This is a genomic window from Amycolatopsis sp. NPDC003865, from assembly GCF_053605345.1.
Genome location: NZ_JBSGJA010000016.1, coordinates 1 through 19,163 on the forward strand (window position 1 = coordinate 1; position 19,163 = coordinate 19,163).

The window sequence follows — 19,163 nt, forward strand, 5'->3', positions numbered from 1 at the left end:
GCTGCCGAAGGGCGACCCGACGAACGTGCGGGGTTCGCAGAACGCACCGGGAGGACAGCCGTGAGCGTGAGTGAGAAACAGTGTTCTAACCCTGTTTCTCACTCACGACCTCCTTATGGCCCTTATCCGGCGGGCCGGGAGTTGGTTCACTTCCTCCGTGAGGATCTTGGGTGCGCTGCTCACCGTCCTGCTCGTCACCGCCGGCTTGGCGGTTCCCGTCGCCGCGGCGGATCCGCCGTCCTGGACCGGGCCGCTGAGCACCCGGGGCCGGTACATCGTCGACGCGCACGGCGACCGCTTCAAGCTGAAGGCCGCCAACTGGCACGGCGCGAGCGGCACCTGGACCGGCTCCGGCGACGTCAACGACCCGGCCAACCACCACGCCGGCGAGATCGCCTACCAGACCCCGCTCGGGCTGGACCGCGCGTCGATCGACACCGTCGTCGACGGGCTCGCCCAGCTCGGCCTCAACAGCGTCCGCCTGCAGTTCTCCAACGCGATGCTCCACGACACCCGGCCCGTCCCGGACCTGCCGGCCAACCCGGACCTGCACGGGCTGACCCCGCTGCAGGTCTACGACCGCGTCGTCGACCGGCTGACCGCGCGCGGGTTCGCCGTCATCCTCAACAACCACACCACGACCTCGCGCTGGTGCTGCGGGCTGGACGGCAACGAGCGCTGGAACACCGCGCAGACCGAGCAGCAGTGGCAGGACGACTGGCTGTTCATGGCCCGCCGTTACGCGGCGAACAAGCGGGTCGTCGGCGCGGACCTGTACAACGAGGTCCGGCGGAACACCTTCGACGACCCCAACTGGGGCTGGGGCAACGGCACCGACTGGCAGCGCGCGAGCCAGCAGGTCGCCGACCGCATCCTGACCGAGGCGAACCGGGACCTGCTGATCTTCGTCGAAGGCATCAACTGGACCGGCCTGCCGATCGACGGCTTCGCGCACGGGCGGCCGACGCTGGAGCCCGCCCGGACGCTGTCGCACACGCTCGTCGACTCCGGCAAGCTCGTCTATTCGGCGCACTTCTACGGCTACACCGGCCCGAACCACTCCGGCGCGACCGGCATCGGCGAAACCCACGACCCGCGTTACCGCGACCTCTCGCCCCAGGAACTGCGGGACACCCTGTACCGGCAGGCGTTCTTCGTCTCGGCCGACACCGGCAAGCACTACACCGCGCCGCTGTGGATCAGCGAATTCGGGGAAGGCCGCAACACCACCGACCCGGCGTCGCGCGCGTTCTTCGAGAACTTCGTGAACTACCTGGCCGAGACCGACACGGACTTCGCCTACTGGCCCGCGGTCGGCTTCCAGACCAACGGCGCCGGCGACGGCTGGGCCCTGCTCGAATACGACTCGGCGGGCCGGCGCGTCGACGTCCTCGACGGCACGGACTGGCGCGGTGCCGCGTGGCAACGGCTGGTGAACGCCCCGTCGCGGACCGGGCAGATCTCACCGGCCGACCGCTGGTCGATGCTGAACCTGGACTACGGCGACTTCCAGGAGTCGCGCCAGGTCCGTGCCGTGGGGGACTGGAACTCCGGCGCCCGCAAGGGCGTCTGCCCCGACGGCCAGCGGCTCGCCGGCCTGGCCCACACCGGCAACCGCGGCCTGTGCACCGGGACGCTCCCCGCCGCGACCGGGTACGTGGTCGTGCGCGACGAGACCTACGTCGACACCGACTGGGCGTCCGGCTACACGAAGACGCAGTGCCCGCCCGACCACGCGGTCGTCGGGTACAGCGTGCAGGGCGCGGCCTTCTCCGCCGTGTTGTGCGGCCGGTCGGCGACGCCGCTGGGCCGCGCGGGCCGCACGGTGTGGTTCGACCGCGGCGACAACCGGCCGTCCGGCGATCCCGGCGGCGACTTCGCGTCGGGGAACTACAAGGGCCAGTGCGCGCCGGGGGAGTACGTCGCCGGTGTCGCCTACACCGGCCGGATCGGGTCGAACCGGACGCCGGACGCGCTGCTCTGCCGGTCCTAGACCGTCCGGCAGGTCAGTTCGGGGCGGCTCGTGGCGTTGCCGCTGCCGGTGAGGGCGATGAAGCCGAACGTCGTCGCGCCGCCCGCGTCGAGCTTCGCGTTCCACGCCGCGTTGCCGACCGTGACCGTGGAGCCCTCGACCGTGAAGTTCCCGTTCCACAGGCCGGTGATGCGGTGGCCGCCCGGCAGGGTCCAGCGGACGCTCCAGCCCGAGAGGTCGCCGGCGCGGTCGTTGCGGACCGTCACCTCGACCTGGTAGCCACCCGGCCAGGAGTTCGTCACCTGGTAATTGGCGGCACAGCCCAGGTCCGGCGGAGCGCTGGTGCCGGTGGTCGCCGGCGGCGGGGTCGACGAAGGCGCCGGGGCGGCGACCGGGGTGGTGTCCGGGACGAGCGCGGTGCCGATCACGACGCCGAGCGCCAGCAGGACGGCTCCGGCGGCGCCGGCCAGCACGACCCGGCGGCGGGGGCGGTGGACGCGCAGGAGCCGGGTCTCGGTGCGGGGCCGCGGACGCGGCGGCGGCAGCGGGCGGCCGTCGGTGACGGCTTCGAACAGCTCCTGGACCTCGGCCATCGACGGGCGCTGGGCGGGTTCGCGCCGCAGCAGCCTGCCCAGCACCTCGGCCAGGGGGCCGCGGTGGCGCGGCGGGATCGGTTCTTCGCGGGCGACCCGCAGCAGCAGCGCGATCGGGTTGTCGTCGTTGCCGAACGGGGGGTGACCTTCGAGGGCGCGGTAGAGCGTCGCGCCGAGGGAGAACACGTCGGCCGGGAAGCCCGCGTCACCGCCGCCGGCGACTTCGGGGGAGAGGTAGGCGGGGGTGCCCGCGATGAAGCCGCCACCGGTCACGGTGCCTTCACCGGTGGCGCGCGAGATCCCGAAGTCGGCGATCTTGGCGACCCCGCCGTCGGCGAGCAGGACGTTGGCGGGCGTGACGTCCCGGTGCACGATGCCTTCGGCGTGCGCGGCGGCCAGCGCGGAGGAAATCTGCCCGCCGATGCGCGCGACCTCGTCGGCGGGCAGGGATTCGCGGTCGAGCAGCACGTCGGCGAGGCTGCGCGAGGGCAGGTACTCCATGACGAGGTACGGCTCGCCGGCTTCCTCGACGACGTCGTGCACGGTGACGGCGTGCGGGTGCCGCAGCCGCGCGGTCAGCCGGGCTTCGCGCAGCGCGCGCTGGGCGGCCTGCTCGCCGGCGGCCTGCCCGATGGCGGGGTCGTAGCCCAGCTGCTTGACGGCGACGACGCGGTCGAGCCGCTCGTCGCGCGCCCGCCAGACGACGCCCATGGCGCCCTGGCCGACCCGCATCGCCAGGCGGTACCGCCCGGCGATCAGCTGTCCTTCGTCGGTCACGACGACCTCCCGGCCTTCCCCGGAACACACGGATGCGGGGGACGATCGGTTCGAGCTTAACGACGGGCGGCCCGCCTCGCCGACGGGCGCCTCAAGCGGTGAGCGCGTGCAGCTGGTCCCACGTCGGGACGTACGGGGTGAACCGCAGCTTCATCCCCGCCTCCGCCGGTAGCTTGTCCGCCTTGCGGGCGTTGCAGCTGCGGGACGTCCCGCAGCACGCGGCGACGGTGTTCAGCCACGACGTCCGCTCGCCGCCGCGGCTCAGCGGCGTCACGTGGTCGATCGTCGTCGCCCGGCCGCCGCAGTAGGCGCAGCGGTGGCCGTCACGCGTCAGCACCCCGCGGCGGGACCAGCGGGGCGGCTGCGTATATCGCCACTTCATCACCACGTACCGCAGCAACCGCACGATCTTCGGGCGCGGGAACAGCCCGTACGCGAGACCGTCCTCGGCCTCGTGGATCTCGGCGACGTGCCGCACCAGCATCCGGATGGCGTGCGGCACCGAAACCGTCTGCAGCGGCTCGTAACCGGCGTTCAGGACGAGAACCTTCACAACGCACCTCTTTCCTCTCGGCGGAAATCGTCGCCGAGGGGAAAGAGGTGCGTCAATCGTGTTTCAGCGCAGCGGATGCGCGCGGAAGAAGCGCCAGATGACCGGCGTGGCGTCGATGACCGTCGGCGTGGCCGAGTCGTTGTTCGGCTCGGTGCTCGGCCAGACGTGCCCCGCGCCTTCGACGCGGTAGTGCTCGAGCGCGCAGCCCAGCCACTTCTGCACGACCACGCCGTCGACCGGCGACCACGACACGGGTCCGGCGAAGCAACCGTCCCTTGTGGACCACGCGGCCAGCCAGTCCGGGATCGCCGGGAGGCCCTTGGCCGGGTTGCCGGTGTAGGGGATCGTCGTGTCGGCCGTCCCGTGGAAGTCGAGGATCGGCGCCGGGCGGCTCGGGTCGCACGCGCCGCCCTGCGGGTAGAACGCGCCCGACACCGGGGCGAACGCCGCGATCCGGCCGGGCAGGCGGCAGGCGAGCACGCCGACGAACCCGCCGCCGTTCGACTTCCCGGCCGCGAAGATCCGGTGCTCGTCCACGCAGAGCGTGCGCTGCAGCGCGGTCAGCAGGTCGCTGGTGAACAGGACGTCGTCGGCCGCGGCCGAGTAGGGCGCGCCGGTCCAGGCGGACTCGCCGTCGGTGCCGATCAGGCCTTGCGGGTAGACCGAGATCGCGTCGAGCGCCGAGAAGCCCGACAGCTCCTCCTGGTACTGCGACGTGCGCTTGTGCCCGTGGAACGACAGGACCAGCGGGTACGCCCGGCGCGGGTTGTAGTGCGCCGGCAGGTGGACCGTGTACTCGCGGTCGAGGCCGCCGGAGACGACGTGCTGTGTCGTCGTCACGCCGGCCGGAACCGGGGCCGCGCGCCCGCAGCCGGTGGTCCGGACGGGGTGGTCGGCGACGCCGGCCGCGGCGGCGGGAGCGGCGAAGACGGTGGTCAGGGCGCAGGCCGCGGCGAACGCGGCCGCCCACCGGGGCAGGGGTCCGGGCACTCGATCCTCCTTGATCGGCAGCGGGGCGTGGCCAGCATCACCCCGGCGGCCGAGCCCGTCTGCATTGCGTTCATAAAGTGCGCGGCCGGGACTGTCGGGGGCACTCGGTAGGATCGACCCAACCACCGGCCGAGGCACCCGGAAAGGAACGGAAGTGACCACCCCGATCGAGACGCTGGAGTTCCAGTCGGAAGCGCGTCAGCTCCTGCAGCTGATGATCCATTCGATCTACTCGAACAAGGCCACCTTCCTGCGCGAGCTCGTGTCCAACGCCTCCGACGCGCTCGACAAGCTGCGGCTGGAGTCCTACCGCGACAAGGACCTCGGCGCGGACACCTCCGACCTGCACATCACGCTCGAGGCGGACGCGGCGGCGCGGACCCTGACCGTGCGTGACAACGGCATCGGCATGACGCGCGACGAGGTGGTCGCGCTCATCGGCACCATCGCCAAGTCCGGCACCGCCGACTTCCTGACGAGGCTGAAGGAGGCCAAGGACGCGGCCGCGTCGCAGGACCTCATCGGCCAGTTCGGCGTCGGGTTCTACGCCAGCTTCATGGTCGCGGACAAGGTCACGCTCGTGACGCGCAAGGCCGGCACCGGCGAAGGCGTGCGCTGGGAGTCGACCGGCGAGGGCACGTACACGATCGAGCCGGTCGAGGACGCGCCGCAGGGCACCGCGGTCACCCTGCACCTCAAGCCCGAGGACGCCGAGGACCACCTCTACGACTACACGTCCCCGGCCAAGATCCGGGAGATCGTGAAGAAGTACTCCGACTTCATCACCTGGCCCATCCGCATGCAGGGCGAGGGCGAGGACGCGGAGGTCGAGACCGTCAACTCGATGAAGGCGCTGTGGGCGCGCTCGTCGAGCGAGGTCACCGAGGACGAGTACCACGAGTTCTACAAGCACGTCAGCCACGACTGGCAGGACCCCCTGGAGACGATCCGGCTGCAGGCCGAGGGGACGTTCGAGTACCAGGCGCTGCTGTTCCTGCCCTCGCACGCCCCGATGGACCTGTTCCTGCGGGAGCGCAAGCGCGGCGTGCAGCTGTACGTCAAGCGCGTCTTCATCATGGACGACTGCGAGTCGCTCGTCCCCGAGTACCTGCGGTTCGTCAAGGGCGTCGTCGACGCGCAGGACCTCTCGCTCAACGTGTCGCGGGAGATCCTGCAGCAGGACCGGCAGATCCAGCTGATCCGCCGTCGCCTGGTGAAGAAGGTCCTCTCGACGGTCAAGACGATGATGACCGCCGACGCCGAGAAGTACGCGACGTTCTGGCGCGAGTTCGGCCGCGCGGTCAAGGAGGGCCTGCTCGACGACTTCGAGAACCGCGAAGCCATCCTCGAGATCTCCTCGTTCGCTTCGACCCACGACGCGGAGAAGCCGACTTCGCTGCGCGACTACGTCTCGCGGATGAAGGAGGGCCAGGAGCACATCTACTTCATGACCGGCGAGTCGCGCTCGGCCATCGAGAACTCCCCGCACATGGAGGCGTTCCGGGCCAAGGGTTACGAGGTGCTGGTGCTCACCGACCCGATCGACGAGATGTGGGTCGACGCGGTCCCGGCGTTCGACGGCAAGCAGTTCCAGTCGATCGCCAAGGGCCAGGTGGACCTGGAGTCGGAGGAGGACAAGAAGGCCACCGAGGTCGCGCGCGAGCAGCAGAAGAAGGACTTCGAGAGCCTGCTGGGCTGGATGGGCACGGCGCTGGGCGAGAACGTCAAGGAGGTCCGCCTGTCTTCGCGGCTGACGACCTCCCCGGCGTGCATCGTCGGGGACACCCACGACCTGACGCCGACGCTGGAGAAGATGTACCGCGCGATGGGGCAGGAGCTGCCGCCGATCAAGCGGATCCTGGAGCTGAACCCCGAGCACGGCCTGGTCACCGGCCTGCGCGAGGCGCACGCTTCCCGGCCCGATGACGAGGGGCTGGCCGAGACCGCCGAACTGCTCTACGGCATGGCGCTGCTGGCCGAGGGCGGCGAGCTGGCCGACCCGGCCCGGTTCATCAAGCTGCTGGCGGGCCGCCTGGAGAAGACCCTCTGACGCTCGCCCGCGGTCGTGAGTGAGAAACAGGGTTAGAACACTGTTTCTCACTCACGACCGGGTTCGGCGTCAGGGGGCTGCGTTCATCAGGTCCAGTGCGCTTTGCTGGCGGGCCGCGTCGGCTTGGTCGAACGGGCCCGCCCACAGCAGGCCGTAGGCCTCCGCGCTGTTCCGGTCGTTCGCGTACGCCGAGTTCGCCTGGCGCTGCAGGTACCCCGTGTACGGGTGGTCCGACAACGCCGCGTTCAGCACCGCCAGATCCCGCGCGTACACGCCCTTGAACGTCGGCCCGTCGGCGCCGCCACCGCCGGCCGTCTCGCCCGGGTCGCGGAGGATGCCACCCGGGTTCAGGGACCCGTTCGTCGTCGACGCGTTCGCCATCGCGCGGGCCTTCGTCAGCAGGCTCGCGTCGCCCGTCGCGCGGTACAGCTCCGTCAGCGCCGCCAGGGGCACGCCCTGGTTGTACGACCACACCGCCTGGCCGTTGTTCGTGCAGGTCGACGTGGTCAGGCCGTCGTTGACCAGGTTCGAGCCGTTGATCATCCCGCTGCCGGCGAACCAGCTCCAGCCCGCCCGCGCCCGCGCCAGGTAGACCGTGTCGCCCGGGATGCGGTTGTGCAGCGCCGCGTTCAGCTGGATGTAGAGCGAGTTCGGGATCGCGTTCTTGTACGTGCGGCTCGTGCTCCACCAGACCCCGCCGCCGCAGACGCCGTCCCAGTACGCGTACATGTGGTCGGCGTCGGCGCGGGCGGTGTTCAGGTACTTGCCGTCGCCGGTCAGGTCGTACGCGTCCACCCACGCCAGGCCCCACCAGCCCGTGTCGTCGATGTAGTCGTTGCGGAACTGGCCGCCCTGGGCCGCGAGGTTCTTCGTGTACGTCGTGTCGATCGCGTACCGGTAGCTGCCCATACCGCTGATCCGGGCGTTGTCGATGATCGCCGTCAGCGCGTTCGCCGAGTTCCACCAGCCGGTCGTGTCGAACAGGCCGGTGCCGAGGTTGTACCGCTCCATCAGCGCCGTCGCGGCGGCGGTGCGCCGGTCCCACGCGTTCCACGTCGTGCGCGCCCAGCCGGTGCAGGCGATCGTGCCCGAACCCGCGGGCTGGCCGCACGCCCGCAGCAGGCCGACGCCCTTGGTGTTCCAGTCGTCGACGTTGTACATCAGCGTCCGCCAGCCGGTGCTGCCCGACGGCGTCGCCGTGTCGCCCAGCTTGCTGCCCGACGCCCAGCTGCGCCCGGCGTCGAACGAGCGGTCCAGCCAGACGTGGTCGCCGGCCGCACCCCCGGTGATCGCCGCCCAGCCCATGTCGTCGCCGTCGTCGAGGTGCAGGGAGAGCCGGCGGCCGCTGACGGTCGCCGAAGCGCCTTCGCGGTCGCCGGGGGAGAGGGCGGGATCCCGGGCGTCGCAGTACTTGTCGCAGATCGCCGCGAGGGTGGCGGCAGGCGCCGCGGCCGGCGTCGGGGTGGGGGTGGCCGCCATGACGACGGCGAGCAGGGGAATCAGGAAGCTCATCTGTCACCTTCCGCGCTGAAGGGCGATGACTCCATTTTCGGGGGCTAATAATATTGGTCCAGTCCTCACCGGGACAGGTTTCGGACAGGAATTCACTCGCGGCGCGAGCTCAACAGCAGCAGGCACAGCACGGCGACCCCGGTGACGAGCCCGGCGACCAGCAGCATCGGGCTCATCGTCGGCGGGGTCGCGGCTGTCGCCTGCTGCACGGCAGGCGCCTCGGTGGCGGGAGCCGCGGCAGGCGTGCTCGTGACCGGCGCGCCGGTCACCGGCGGAGTGGCCGCCGGCGGCGCGGCGGCCGCCGCGGTCGTCGTCCGTGCGGGTGCGGGCTTGGCCGCCGGCGGGGTGCTCGCCGGTTTCGGGGCCGCCGTCGTGGGCGCGGGCAGGACCGTCACCGACGCCCGCATGTCGGGGTGCACCGAGCAGTAGTAGGAGTAGGTGCCGGGCTGCCGGAACGTGTAGCTCCAGCTCTGGCCGGCCGACAGCCGCGGGCTCCGGAACGCGACCGGCGCGCTCGTCGTGACGACGTCGTGGGGTGCCTCGTCGTGCTGCACCCAGGTGACCGTGTCGCCGGCTCGCACGGTGAGCGAGGCGGGGGAGTAGGCGTAGTCCTGCATCATGACGACCTGCGTCGCCGCGGCCGCGGGCGCGGCGAAAGGCACGGCCAAGAACAGCAGGAGACCGGCGAGGGCGGCCGCGGCCCGCCTCATCGGACGAACTCGATCGCGATCTCGGCGTGCAGCCGGCGGCCCGCCACGAACCGCGCGACCCGGCCTCGCCGGGGTTTGCGCCGAGCCGGGAGGACCGGACCCGCGGCCCAGACGACCAGGCTGCGTTCGTCGCGGTGCCGGACGTCGCCGCGCAGCCGCACCGCCCGGCCGGCGACGCTCCCGTCGATCACCAAGGGCTGGTCGGCGACCTCCTCGGCGGTGAACACGGCATCGGGGGTCCGCAGGGTGACGGCGAGCGCGGCACCGGGCGTCCAGTGTCCGTCGGTCGCGGTGAGCCGGCGGCGCAGCAGCGGGATCCCCAGCACGCGCAGGGAGAGCTCGATGACGCACCGGTCGCGGCGCAGGGAGTAGCCGGTCCGCGGCAGCACGGCGGTGTCGGGCATTTCGGGAAGACCTCCGGGGAAGGGGGGCGGGTGGCCCGGCGGGGAACCGGGCCACCCGCGGCGGTCAGCAGCTCGCCTGGTCCAGCAGCGGGGTGAGGACCGACTCGAGCCACACGGTGTGGGTCTTGATGTACTGGTCGAGGTTCAGCAGGTCGGTCACCTGCTGGCCCAGCGACGTCTCGAGGTGCGCGCTCTTGATGTGGGCGACGATCGGCGCGAGCGTGTCGGTGACGACCTTGTCCGCCGACCCGTCGAAGGCCGGTGCGAGCACGGTTTCCAGCCACACGGTGTGGGTCTTGATGTACTGGTCGAGGTCGAGGATGTCCTGCACCTGCTGACCCGGTGACGTCTCGAGGTGCGCGCTCTTGACGTGGTCGATGATCGGCTGCAGCACCGACTTCGGCACGCAGGAACCGCCGCCCGCCGGGGTGGAGGGCATCGGCATCGAGTGGGTCGGGGCCGAGGTCGGCGCGGACGTCGGGGCCGACGTCGGCGGGGCGCTGGTCGGCGCCGAGCCGGTGACCGTGACCGTCGCCTTCATGTCCGGGTGGATGGCGCAGTAGTAGGAGTAGGTCCCGGCCTTCGTGAAGGTGTGGCTGAAGGTCTGCCCGGTCTGCAGCGTCGGGGACGTGAACTTCTCCGGCCCGTCGGTGACGACGATGTTGTGCGGCGCGGTGTCGTGGTTGGTCCACGTCACCGTGTCGCCGACCGAGATGGTCAGGCTCGCCGGGCTGAACTTGTAGCCCATCGCCTCGACGGACTTCGCCGACGGGGCGGCGGCCGCGGCCGCGCCTCCGGCCTGTTCCTGCTGAAGCCCCTGGTACAGCGGGACGGCCAGCGGGCCCTGCTTCGCGAGCGCGGCGAGGTCGACGTTCGCCGACGCGGCCGGAGCGGCCTGCTCGCTCCCGCCGCGCAGCGTGGCGAGGCTGACCAGCGCGGCGGCCAGGGCGAGGATCGCGACGGCGACGGGCCAGTTCCGTCGTCGCCGCACCACTTCCGGCTGCTCGGGGGTGGCGGGGGTGGGGTTGTCCACTGAGGACTCCTTTCGCGGGGTGCGATCAGCGGCCGGGACTGGCCGTGACGAGGAAGCTCGCCGCGAGGAGGACCACGACGACGAGGGTGGTCTCCGCGGCGACGGAGTAGACGAACGGGCGGACGGTGCCGGCGTCCCCGCGCAGGACGACGGCGAAGTCGAGCCGGCGGCCGACCCAGCCGCGGCTGGCCTGCGCGGCGAGCAGCACGACGGCCAGCACCGCGAGCTTGACCAGCAGGGTGCGGCCGTAGGCGGTGCCGAAGACCCGGCCGACGCTGCCGATGGTCTGCCAAGCGAGCAGGACACCCGCGGCGACCACGACGGAGACCGAGACCATGGCGAGTTTCGAGTACCGCGGGATCACCGACGCGAGCTCGCCGGGGTCGCGGCGGGCCAGGACGCCGAAGAGGAGCACGGCCAGACCCCCGATCCACGCGCTCGCCCCGGCGAGGTGGGCGAAGTCCGCGAGCTGGGTCAGCCACGGCGAGGTGCTTTCCGCCGCGTGGCCGGTGAGACCGGTGGTGCGCAGCAGCCCGAGCAGGATCGCCCCGCTCCCGGCGCGCCAGGGCAACGCCCTCGCGGCGGCCGGGCCGCGTTGCAGCAGCCAGGCGAGCACCACTCCGCCGAGCAGCCACAACAGCGCCCTGGCGAACCAGATCCGGCCGAACTGGCTGTCCAGCGCCTGGCCGAGCAGGTCCCAGGCCAGGAAGTCACCGGCCGGGCGCTGGGCGGCCCACGCCGCCTGCAGGCCGAGCCCGGCGAGGGTGCCGAGCAGGCCGAGGACCCAGCCCGTCACCACCACCGAGCGGGCACCGCGGTGGCCGGCCCCCGCCGGCCAGAGCACGGCGAGGAACAGCAGCCCGCCGGCGAACAGGGTCAGGCCGGTGTAGTCGACCGTGCGCGCGAACACGTACCACGCCTTGACGTCGTCCACCCGTCACCGTCCACTCGCGACGGTGGTGGCCGGGACGCCGACGGACTCCGCCGGGACCATCGCGGGCTCGAGGCCGCCGCCGGAGGTGCGGCAGTAGCCGAGGACGAGCGCGCCGAGCCCGTCCGGGCCGGTGACGCCGAGACCGGTGGTCACGGCGCCGACGAGCGGCAGCGCCCCCACGGTGTCCAGAACCTGTTGCGCCGCAGCGGGTTGGCAGGCGGGCACATCGGTCCCCGGCGGCGGTGGTGCCGGTTCCGGTGGGGACGTCGGGGCGGGCGGCGGCTCCGGGGCCGGCGTCGGCGTGGCGTCGATGTCACCGGGCATCGACGGCGTCGTCCCGGCCGGCTGGTCGCCGACGGGAACCGCGGGCAGCGGGACGACCGGGACGTCCGACGGCGGCAGCGCGGACGGAAGCGGTGGCGCGCCCGGGGTTTCCGGCGCGGCCGGGTGCCCGCGGTCGGCGACCGCGGGCGGGGTGGCCGCGTCCGCGGCGCCGCCGGGCCGCAGGCCGATGCCGGACGCGTAGCCGACGACGACCACGACCGCGCCGGCCAGGCTCGCGGCGATGACGTGGTCTCGGCGCAGTGCGGGTCCTCGCACGGTGTGGTCCTCCAAGGAAAGCGGATCGCCGCCCGGGAAAAGGAATGACCCGGAATGGCGGGAGCGGCGGGGAAACAACGGGATGCGGGGAGCAGAAAACCAGCTGCCGCGTTACCGGGCGTGATCCTCACATGAAGGCCGCGTTAAGTCCGGCGGCCGCCGAGGGGCGTCGCGCGGTGAGATGCTCCGCCGGACGCCGGTTTCACTGCGCCGTTCGGGTGATTCGACGGGCGAACCGAAGGGGTAGCTGTCCGATATGGCCGGTTTCGGGGGTGCGGCTCCGGTGGTCGGTGAGAATTGCTTAACGCAGCCGTTTCAGAAGGGCCGTTCGTGGTTCCCGCCGTGCTCGCTACGGTTCGCGCAGTCCCCGAATTCGCGAGAACGCGAGGAAATATGGCCGTCCCCTTGTCATTTCCCGTCCGGATCGCCGCCGCGCTGGCGGCCGCGAGCTGCGCGGTCCTGCTCGCCGCGCCCGCTGCGGACGCGCACAGCGTCCTGGTGTCCAGTTCGCCCGCCGAGGGCGCGGCGATCGCCACTTCCCCCGCCGAAGCGGTGCTTGAGTTCGACGAGCCCGTGGAGAACCGGTTCACCGAGCTCGCGGTGCTCGGCCCGGACGGCGTGTCGCACTGGGAAGCGGGACCTGTGTCCGTTGTGGACGGACGGGTTTCGGTGCCGCTGCGCCCACTGGGCCCCGCGGGGGCCTACACGGTCCGGTACCGCGTCACCTCCGCCGACGGCCACCCGGTTTCCGGCACCGTGCCCTTCCGGCTCACCGTCGCGGGCCCGGGTTCGGCGGTGCCGGCCGTCGCGACGGCGGTGAGCCCCGCCGGCGACGCCGGCGTCCCGCTGTGGCCGTGGATCACCGGCGGCGCGATCCTGCTCGGTACCGGGTTCGCGGTCGCCCGCCGGCTGGCGCGCGCCGACGCCTGAAACCGCGGGCGTGTGTGCGTCCGCGCCGGCGCGGGTAACCCGCGGCCATGACGAACCTCGACGACTCCCCGGCCGCGAAACTGGACGAATTCGTGCTCGCCCGGCTCGCGGAGGACGAAGCGCGCGTCCGCGACGGCGAACTGCCGCTGCTCGACGAGGCCGAACGGCGGGGCAGGCTGCGGATCATGTACGCCGACGACTCCGAAGGGCTCATCCTCGCCGGCGGCCCGGTCGAAGCGATGGAGGACCGGCATCCGGTGCCGTTCGCCGAAAAGGCCGAGTTCCTGCGCCGCGAGATCTCCGGCGCCCACGACGACGCCTCGGTGAAACTGATCGCTTCGGTGTACGAAGCCCACCCGGACTGGCAGGACGGCTGGCGGCCCTGAAGGTTTCGCGGCCCGGCGGAACGGGAACGTGCGGGGTATGTCCGGAACCGTGCTCACCGACGTGACGGCGATCCGCGAAGCGGCGACGGCCCTGCGCAGCCCGCAGGACCTCGACCCGCTGGTCCGGCGCATCGGCCGTGCCCGGATCGTCTTGATCGGCGAGGCGACGCACGGTACGGCCGAGTTCCACCGCTGGCGCTCCGAACTGACCCGGCGGCTGCTGGCCGAGCGGGACTTCTCGTTCGTCGCCGTCGACGGCGACCGGCCGGAGTGCCACCGGGTGCACTGCTGCGTCGCCGGGGCGCCCGGCGCGCCCAACGACGCCGGCCAGGCGCTGTGGGGGCTTCGCCGCTGGCCGACCTGGCAGTGGGCGAACGAAGAAGTGGCGGAGTTCGCTCGCTGGCTGCGCGCGTTCAACGCCACCGGCGACGGCGTCCCGTGCGGCTTCCACGGTCTTGACGCCTTCGGCCTCTGGGACTCCCTGCGCGCGGTCCTCGACTTCGTCCGCGAGCACGCGCCCGGCCGGCTCGACGCGACGATCCGGGCGTTCCGCTGCTTCGAGCCCGATGGTGGAGATCCGCGCGGCTCCGGCGAGCTGGTCCCGGAGAACCGCCGCGAAGAGGTCGTGCGCTTGCTGACGTCGGCCCGCGGCGGTGTGCCGGGCGCCGAGGGCCACTACCGCGAACTCCTCCACGGGGGAGTGCGGGCCTGGAACGCCCGTGCCGCCCACCTGAGCGACACCCTCGACCGGCTGCTGGAGGCGTACGGCCCGCGTTCGAAGGCCGTGGTGTGGGCGCACAACGCGCACGTCGGGGGCACCCTCGGGCAGCTGACCCGGGAACGGCACGGCGACGGCGGCGTCGTCGCGGTCGGGTTCGGCACCCACCACGGGTCGGTGATCGCCGCCGGCCACTGGGGCGGGTCGGTGCGCCGGATGACGGTCGAGCCGGCACGCCCGGACAGCTTCGAAGGCGTGCTGCACGACGCGGTGCCGGGCGGGAACAGCCTGTTCGTCTTCGGCGACGACGACGCGTGGGCGCGCGAACCGCGCGGGCAGCGCGCCATCGGCGTCGTCCACCGCGGTGGCGGGTACGTCCCGATCGTCCCGGCGGTCCGCTACGACGCGTTCGTCCACTGCGACGAGACCACCGCGATCACCCCGCTGCACCACGGGGAGCCGGCGGCGGATCCCCCGTTCGTCCCGGCACAGTCCAGTCCGCGTGGCAGCTGACGGGCGGCTCGTCTTCGCCGACCGCGAGGACGGCGGCCGGCGCCTGGCCGGCGAACTGCTGTCCCGGCGGTGGGTGTCCCCGCTGGTGCTCGGCCTCGCCCGCGGTGGCGTGCCGGTGGCCGCGGTCGTCGCCCGGCGGCTCGGGGCGGAGCTGGACGTCGCGGTGGCGCGCAAGATCGGCGCGCCGGGGCGGCGCGAATTCGGCGTCGGCGCGGTCACCCCGGACGGCCCGGCGATCTACGACGAAGCGATCCTGCGCGGGCTGAAGCTCACCGCGGCCCGGATGGCGCGGGCCGAGCACCGCGAACGCGCGGAGGCGCGCCGCCGGCTCGAGCGCTACCGGGACGGCCGCCCGCCGGCCGCACTCGAGGGCCGCGACGTCGTCCTCGTCGACGACGGGCTCGCCACCGGCGTCACCGCGACCGCGGCCCTGCGCGACGCGCGGACCGGGAACCCGCGGACGATCGTGTTCGCGGCACCCGTCGGTGCCCCGGGCGCGGCGGCGGCGTTGCTGCGCGAAGCCGACGACGTCGTCTGCGTGATCGAACCGCCGGACTTTCGCGCGGTAGGCCAGTGGTACGCCGACTTCCGCCAGACGAGTGACGAAGACGTGCTGCGCCACCTGGGGGAACGCCGGGGTTGACCGGACGGGTGGCGGGGTATCACCCGGCGGGGGTACCGACCGGATGGGCAGGCGCGGGATGATCGAACGGGACGGGCTCGGCGCCGCGGCGCGCGGGCTGAGGCAGTACCTGCTGGCCGTCGCGGCCGAGCTGGACGCGCCCGCCTGGTTCTGCGAGGTGGACGCGCCGGCGACGGCGTACCTGGCGCTGGAACGGCGGCTCGCGCGGTTCCCGGACCACGAGACGGCGCTGCTGTGGGACGAGCGGGACGGCTGGGCCGCCGCCGTCGAGTCGGCCACCGGCGAGGACGTCGTGGTGCTGGCCTACCTCGGTTCGGACGTGCTGCCGGCGCCGGAGGCGGTGGTGGCGTTCGTGCGCGGCCTCTACGGCGACCGCTACCCGGGGCAGCCGGAACCCCCGGACTTCCGGAGACCCGGGGCCCCGGACGGCTTCGACGAGCGTCTCGCCGCTTATGCGAGCGACGATCCCGTCTGCCTGCCCGAGGGCCAAGCCTGAGCTAACGCGCCGGGAGGACGCAGAACTCGTTGCCTTCCGGGTCCGCGAGCACGATCCACGGATCGCCGGGCGGATCGTCGAGGACCTTCGCGCCCAGCATCACCAGCCGCTCGACTTCCGCGCGCTGGTCGCCCTCGGCCGGGGCCAAGTCGAGGTGCAGGCGGTTCTTCACGGCCTTCTCCTCGGGCACCGGCTGGAACAGCAAGGCCGGCCCGTCGGGGAAGTCCACCTGCCGGTAGGTCAAGCCGCGGGAGTCGGTCCAGGTCCGGGTCTTCCCCGGCCCGAGCGCCTTTTCCCAGAACTCCGCCAGCAGGTCGGGCTGCCGGCAGTCGACGGCGACGGCCAAGATCCCCGTCACGCCCGCACCACCCGGTTGATCGCCTCGGCGACCAGGTCCGGTTCGCAGACCGTGACCGTCAGGCCGGGGTGGCGGATCAGGCCCCACGGGTCGATGCCGCGGACCGGCTCCCGGAACCGCAGGCACACGCCGCCTTCGGTGGTCGTGCCGAACGTCAGGCCGCGGTCGGCGAGCGACAGCCGGACGCCCAGCGCGCGCAGCGGGGTGAACGGCCCGCTGGCTTCGGCGCCGGCGATGTTGGCCAGCGGAGTCGTGACCGACCACGGCCCGAACCGCACGCGCAGGCCGTCGGCGTCCAGCTCCAAGCCGCTGCGGGCGCCCAGCGCGCGGCGCAGCCTCGGGGACCCGACGCAGAAGTCCGCGTGCAGCCGGTAGCGCACGACGACGGTCGCTTCTTCGACCGTCGAGGGGTCAGTCGTCGTCACCAGAGGCCTCCTTCACGCGGCGTCTTCCCCGGCTACCCGGCGTGCGTGCGCCGAAACCGAGCGGGCACCGGCGATCCCGAGCGCCAGCCCGGCGATCGCGGTGAGCCCGTGCAGCACGTTGTCCGCCCAGTTGATGTTGATCGGGTCCTCCGGCGTGCTGAACGCCGTGGCGAGCACGCCGTAGGCGGTCATGCCGGCGAACCCGACGAACAGGACCCAGCAGTAGATGACCGCGCCGGCGGCGCGCGTCGCGGCGAGCAGCCCGAGCACACCGACCGCGGTGTGGACGAGGTTCAGGAGCACGCTCGCGCTGAACAGCCCCACCACCTGGCCACTGGTCACGTGACCGACCGTCGCCGTCTCCGGCGTCAGCCACCCGGCGATCCCCAGCGCGAGGTAGATCAGCCCGAGAACGGCGACCACCGGCCGGAGCCGGCCGGCGCCGGTCCGGGAGCGGATCTCGGCGGACGTCATGAAAGCCTCCTTTTCCCCTCCGGCCGGATACCCGGCGAACCGGACGGGAAACCGGGGAGTGGAAGGGGCCGGACGGCGGGCTGGGGGAGCCGCCGTCCGGCCCGCGGCCGGGACCCGCGCCGGTCCCTGCAGCCAGGACGCGGGCCCCTGGTCTCAGGGGGAACGCCAGTCGTTCCCGTCGTGGGCGGTGCCGTGCTGGGCGCCCATCAGGAGGAGCCCGCCGTCGACGACCAGCGACGTGCCGGTGATGTAGCCGGCCGCGGGGGTCGCGAGGAACGCGACGGCGGCCGCCACCTCGGCGGCGTGCCCGGTGCGGCCGAGCGGGATCCCGGGCCGCCGCTGCCGGCGCGGGTCGGCGTCGGCCTGCCCGGTCATCGGCGTCGAGATCTCCCCCGGCGCCACGGAGTTCACGGTGATGGCGTGTTCGGCCAGTTCCATGGCGAGCACCTGCGTCAGCGCGCCCGCTCCGGCCTTGGCGGCGCAGTAGGGCGCGGCGCCCACGCGGGGCGTGTGCTCGTGGACGCTGGTGATGGTGATGATGCGGCCGCCGCGGCCGGCGTCGATCATGTGGCGCGCCGCGCGCTGCGACAGGAGGAAGACCCCGTCGAGGTCGACGTCGAGGACCTCCCGCCACTTCTCGTAACTCAGGTCGAGCGCTCGCCGGCTGCTGCCGGTGCCGGAGCAGTTGACCAGGACGTCGATCCCGCCGAGGTCGCCGGCGAACGCGTCGACGACGTCGGCGGCTTCCGGGAGCCGGGTCAGGTCGAGCTGCCGGACGTGCGCCGTCACCCCGCACGAACGGACTTCGGCGGCGGTTTCCTCGGCACCGTCGGCGTCCGAGTGGTAGGTGATGCCCACGTCCAGGCCGCCTCCGGCGAGCGCGACCGCCACCGCGCGGCCGATGCCGGAGTCCGCGCCGGTCACGACGGCGCGTCGCGGCGAAGCGGCGTCGGCGGGAAGTGGCGCCGGGAGGGACACGGGCTGCTCCTTTCGTTCCGGGTCGGCTACCACGTCCTCCCGGGACTAAACGCCGCCCTCGCGGGTAACCCGTCCGGATGAGATTGGCCGTGCTGGACATCGGGTCGAATTCCGCTCAGCTGCAGGTGGTGGACGTGTCCGCCGGGGCGCCGCCGCTCCCGGCGCACGCGGTGAAGGAGCCGACGCTGCTGGCTGAAGAGCTGCTGCCCGACGGGACGCTGGGCGAGGCCGGTGTCGAGCGCGTCGCGGCGGCGGTGAGCCGGTCGGTCGACGCGGCGGTCCGGCTCGGCGTGGACCACCTGTACCCGTTCGTGACGGCGGCGGTGCGCGACGCGGTGAACCGCGAGGACGTCATCGACCGCATCGAGGCGGACTCGGGTATCCGGCCGCAGTTCCTGTCCGGCGAGGAAGAAGCGCGCCTGACGTACTTCGCGGCGCGCCGCTGGTACGGCTGGTCGGCGGGCCGGCTGCTGCTGATCGACATCGGCGGCGGGTCGATGGAGCTGGTCCTCGGCCGCGACGAGCAACCCGAGCTGGCGATTTCGCTCCCGCTGGGCGCGGGCCGCCTGACGCGCGAGTTCCTGACGGCCGACCCGCCGACGCGCACGCAGCTGAAGGCGGTGCGCCGCCACGTCCGCGACACGCTGTCCGAGGTCCTCGACCGGTTGCGCTGGGAGGGCCCGCCGCGCCGGGTGGTGGCGACGTCGAAGACGTTCAAGCAGCTGGCCCGCTTGACGGGCGCGGCACCGCAGCGCAAGGGCCCGTTCGTGACGCGGGATCTGTCACTGGCGGACCTGCGGAAGTGGCTTCCCCGGCTGGGCCGGGTCCCGGCAGCGGAGCGCGTGGGGCTCCGGGGAATCTCCCGCCCGCGGGCGCGTCAGGTGGTGGCCGGGGCGCTCGGGGCGGAGGTGACTTTGTCGGCGTTGGACGTGGCTCGCGTCGAGATCTGCCCGTGGGCGTTGCGGGAGGGGATCCTGCTGCGGCACCTGGAGCGGGTGGTGGACCAGCCCGAGCTGCCGCTGCAGCCGTTGACCAGGCATCCGGACGCTGTGGTGCGGAGGCTTCACACCGCGGAGGAACAGCCGGCGCCGAGCTGAGTCTGCACGGCGGGCCT

At 72.8% G+C, this 19,163-nt stretch carries 21 protein-coding genes; 8 read left to right on the plus strand and 13 right to left on the minus strand.

Features of this window, described 5'->3' with window-relative positions; genetic code table 11:
- The first annotated feature begins 115 nt into the window (after window positions 1-115).
- Window positions 116-1,993 carry a glycoside hydrolase family 5 protein gene (locus tag ACWEVP_RS32360; protein ID WP_452066349.1) on the plus strand — a complete coding sequence of 626 codons (1,878 nt, stop codon included), beginning with the start codon at window positions 116-118 and terminating at the stop codon, window positions 1,991-1,993.
- Here the strand turns inward: ACWEVP_RS32360 and ACWEVP_RS32365 are convergent.
- The 3 genes from ACWEVP_RS32365 to ACWEVP_RS32375 form a co-directional block, all read right to left on the minus strand.
- Entirely contained in the window at window positions 1,990-3,342 is a 1,353-nt protein-coding gene (locus ACWEVP_RS32365; RefSeq protein ID WP_452066350.1) for a protein kinase domain-containing protein, read from the minus strand. The two genes, ACWEVP_RS32360 and ACWEVP_RS32365, sit on opposite strands and share 4 nt — an antisense overlap.
- Window positions 3,343-3,433: 91 nt before the next feature.
- Complete coding sequence (locus tag ACWEVP_RS32370; RefSeq protein WP_452066351.1) at window positions 3,434-3,895, minus strand: HNH endonuclease; 462 nt, start codon at window positions 3,893-3,895, stop codon at window positions 3,434-3,436.
- 63 nt (window positions 3,896-3,958) lie between these two features.
- Window positions 3,959-4,885, minus strand: a complete 927-nt coding sequence (locus ACWEVP_RS32375; RefSeq protein WP_452066352.1) for an alpha/beta hydrolase family esterase — start codon at window positions 4,883-4,885, stop codon at window positions 3,959-3,961.
- 154 nt (window positions 4,886-5,039) lie between these two features.
- On the opposite strand from ACWEVP_RS32375, the gene htpG reads away from it, so the two are divergent.
- Window positions 5,040-6,935: a molecular chaperone HtpG gene (gene htpG / locus ACWEVP_RS32380; protein WP_452066353.1), complete on the plus strand. Its 1,896-nt coding sequence runs from the start codon at window positions 5,040-5,042 to the stop codon at window positions 6,933-6,935.
- 69 nt (window positions 6,936-7,004) lie between these two features.
- Here htpG and ACWEVP_RS32385 read toward each other — a convergent pair whose 3' ends face one another.
- The 6 genes from ACWEVP_RS32385 to ACWEVP_RS32410 form a co-directional block, all read right to left on the minus strand.
- The gene (locus ACWEVP_RS32385) at window positions 7,005-8,447 is read right to left on the minus strand and encodes a glycoside hydrolase family 76 protein (protein ID WP_452066354.1); all 1,443 of its coding nucleotides are present in this window, start codon (window positions 8,445-8,447) and stop codon (window positions 7,005-7,007) included.
- Between the two features lie 92 nt (window positions 8,448-8,539).
- Window positions 8,540-9,157, minus strand: a complete 618-nt coding sequence (locus ACWEVP_RS32390) for a cupredoxin domain-containing protein (RefSeq protein ID WP_452066355.1) — start codon at window positions 9,155-9,157, stop codon at window positions 8,540-8,542.
- Entirely contained in the window at window positions 9,154-9,561 is a 408-nt protein-coding gene (locus ACWEVP_RS32395; RefSeq protein WP_452066356.1) for a hypothetical protein, read from the minus strand. Before ACWEVP_RS32395 ends, ACWEVP_RS32390 begins: the two co-directional genes overlap by 4 nt.
- Window positions 9,562-9,625: 64 nt before the next feature.
- The gene (locus ACWEVP_RS32400; protein ID WP_452066357.1) at window positions 9,626-10,594 is read right to left on the minus strand and encodes a cupredoxin domain-containing protein; all 969 of its coding nucleotides are present in this window, start codon (window positions 10,592-10,594) and stop codon (window positions 9,626-9,628) included.
- Window positions 10,595-10,619: 25 nt separating this feature from the next.
- Window positions 10,620-11,528, minus strand: a complete 909-nt coding sequence (locus ACWEVP_RS32405; protein ID WP_452066358.1) for a CopD family protein — start codon at window positions 11,526-11,528, stop codon at window positions 10,620-10,622.
- Between the two features lie 3 nt (window positions 11,529-11,531).
- Window positions 11,532-12,128, minus strand: coding sequence for a hypothetical protein (locus ACWEVP_RS32410; RefSeq protein WP_452066359.1), 597 nt, complete (start codon window positions 12,126-12,128; stop codon window positions 11,532-11,534).
- Between the two features lie 393 nt (window positions 12,129-12,521).
- On the opposite strand from ACWEVP_RS32410, the gene ACWEVP_RS32415 reads away from it, so the two are divergent.
- Genes ACWEVP_RS32415 through ACWEVP_RS32435 form a run of 5 tightly spaced genes read left to right on the plus strand, consistent with a single transcriptional unit; the run spans window position 12,522 to window position 15,814 of the window.
- Complete coding sequence (locus ACWEVP_RS32415; protein ID WP_452066360.1) at window positions 12,522-13,058, plus strand: copper resistance CopC family protein; 537 nt, start codon at window positions 12,522-12,524, stop codon at window positions 13,056-13,058.
- 47 nt (window positions 13,059-13,105) lie between these two features.
- Complete coding sequence (locus ACWEVP_RS32420) at window positions 13,106-13,444, plus strand: hypothetical protein (protein WP_452066361.1); 339 nt, start codon at window positions 13,106-13,108, stop codon at window positions 13,442-13,444.
- Window positions 13,445-13,481: 37 nt separating this feature from the next.
- A complete protein-coding gene (locus ACWEVP_RS32425; RefSeq protein ID WP_452066362.1) occupies window positions 13,482-14,675 on the plus strand; it encodes an erythromycin esterase family protein in 1,194 nt (397 codons plus the stop codon).
- Window positions 14,665-15,318 carry a phosphoribosyltransferase gene (locus tag ACWEVP_RS32430; RefSeq protein ID WP_452066363.1) on the plus strand — a complete coding sequence of 218 codons (654 nt, stop codon included), beginning with the start codon at window positions 14,665-14,667 and terminating at the stop codon, window positions 15,316-15,318. Before ACWEVP_RS32425 ends, ACWEVP_RS32430 begins: the two co-directional genes overlap by 11 nt.
- A 58-nt stretch (window positions 15,319-15,376) precedes the next feature.
- Entirely contained in the window at window positions 15,377-15,814 is a 438-nt protein-coding gene (locus ACWEVP_RS32435; protein ID WP_452066364.1) for a DUF6292 family protein, read from the plus strand.
- A 1-nt stretch (window position 15,815) separates the two neighbouring features.
- Here ACWEVP_RS32435 and ACWEVP_RS32440 read toward each other — a convergent pair whose 3' ends face one another.
- The 4 genes from ACWEVP_RS32440 to ACWEVP_RS32455 form a co-directional block, all read right to left on the minus strand.
- Window positions 15,816-16,163, minus strand: coding sequence for a VOC family protein (locus ACWEVP_RS32440; protein ID WP_452066566.1), 348 nt, complete (start codon window positions 16,161-16,163; stop codon window positions 15,816-15,818).
- A gap of 5 nt (window positions 16,164-16,168) precedes the next feature.
- The gene (locus tag ACWEVP_RS32445; RefSeq protein WP_452066365.1) at window positions 16,169-16,597 is read right to left on the minus strand and encodes a hypothetical protein; all 429 of its coding nucleotides are present in this window, start codon (window positions 16,595-16,597) and stop codon (window positions 16,169-16,171) included.
- 12 nt (window positions 16,598-16,609) lie between these two features.
- A complete protein-coding gene (locus ACWEVP_RS32450; RefSeq protein WP_452066366.1) occupies window positions 16,610-17,071 on the minus strand; it encodes a DUF4383 domain-containing protein in 462 nt (153 codons plus the stop codon).
- A 153-nt stretch (window positions 17,072-17,224) separates the two neighbouring features.
- The gene (locus tag ACWEVP_RS32455) at window positions 17,225-18,049 is read right to left on the minus strand and encodes an SDR family oxidoreductase (protein WP_452066367.1); all 825 of its coding nucleotides are present in this window, start codon (window positions 18,047-18,049) and stop codon (window positions 17,225-17,227) included.
- A 77-nt stretch (window positions 18,050-18,126) separates the two neighbouring features.
- Between ACWEVP_RS32455 and ACWEVP_RS32460 the strand changes: the two genes are divergently transcribed.
- Window positions 18,127-19,146, plus strand: coding sequence for a Ppx/GppA phosphatase family protein (locus ACWEVP_RS32460; RefSeq protein ID WP_452066368.1), 1,020 nt, complete (start codon window positions 18,127-18,129; stop codon window positions 19,144-19,146).
- Window positions 19,147-19,163 lie beyond the last annotated feature (17 nt).

Excerpts from the sequence above, each read along its gene's own strand:
- ACWEVP_RS32360 (WP_452066349.1), top strand. The coding sequence starts at position 116 with ATGGCCCTTATCCGGCGGGCCGGGAGTTGGTTCACTTCCTCCGTGAGG.
- ACWEVP_RS32385 (WP_452066354.1), bottom strand. The coding sequence starts at position 8,447 with ATGAGCTTCCTGATTCCCCTGCTCGCCGTCGTCATGGCGGCCACCCCC.
- ACWEVP_RS32390 (WP_452066355.1), bottom strand. The coding sequence starts at position 9,157 with ATGAGGCGGGCCGCGGCCGCCCTCGCCGGTCTCCTGCTGTTCTTGGCC.
- ACWEVP_RS32395 (WP_452066356.1), bottom strand. The coding sequence starts at position 9,561 with ATGCCCGACACCGCCGTGCTGCCGCGGACCGGCTACTCCCTGCGCCGC.
- ACWEVP_RS32415 (WP_452066360.1), top strand. The coding sequence starts at position 12,522 with ATGGCCGTCCCCTTGTCATTTCCCGTCCGGATCGCCGCCGCGCTGGCG.
- ACWEVP_RS32420 (WP_452066361.1), top strand. The coding sequence starts at position 13,106 with ATGACGAACCTCGACGACTCCCCGGCCGCGAAACTGGACGAATTCGTG.
- ACWEVP_RS32425 (WP_452066362.1), top strand. The coding sequence starts at position 13,482 with ATGTCCGGAACCGTGCTCACCGACGTGACGGCGATCCGCGAAGCGGCG.
- ACWEVP_RS32435 (WP_452066364.1), top strand. The coding sequence starts at position 15,377 with ATGATCGAACGGGACGGGCTCGGCGCCGCGGCGCGCGGGCTGAGGCAG.
- ACWEVP_RS32450 (WP_452066366.1), bottom strand. The coding sequence starts at position 17,071 with ATGACGTCCGCCGAGATCCGCTCCCGGACCGGCGCCGGCCGGCTCCGG.
- ACWEVP_RS32460 (WP_452066368.1), top strand. The coding sequence starts at position 18,127 with ATGAGATTGGCCGTGCTGGACATCGGGTCGAATTCCGCTCAGCTGCAG.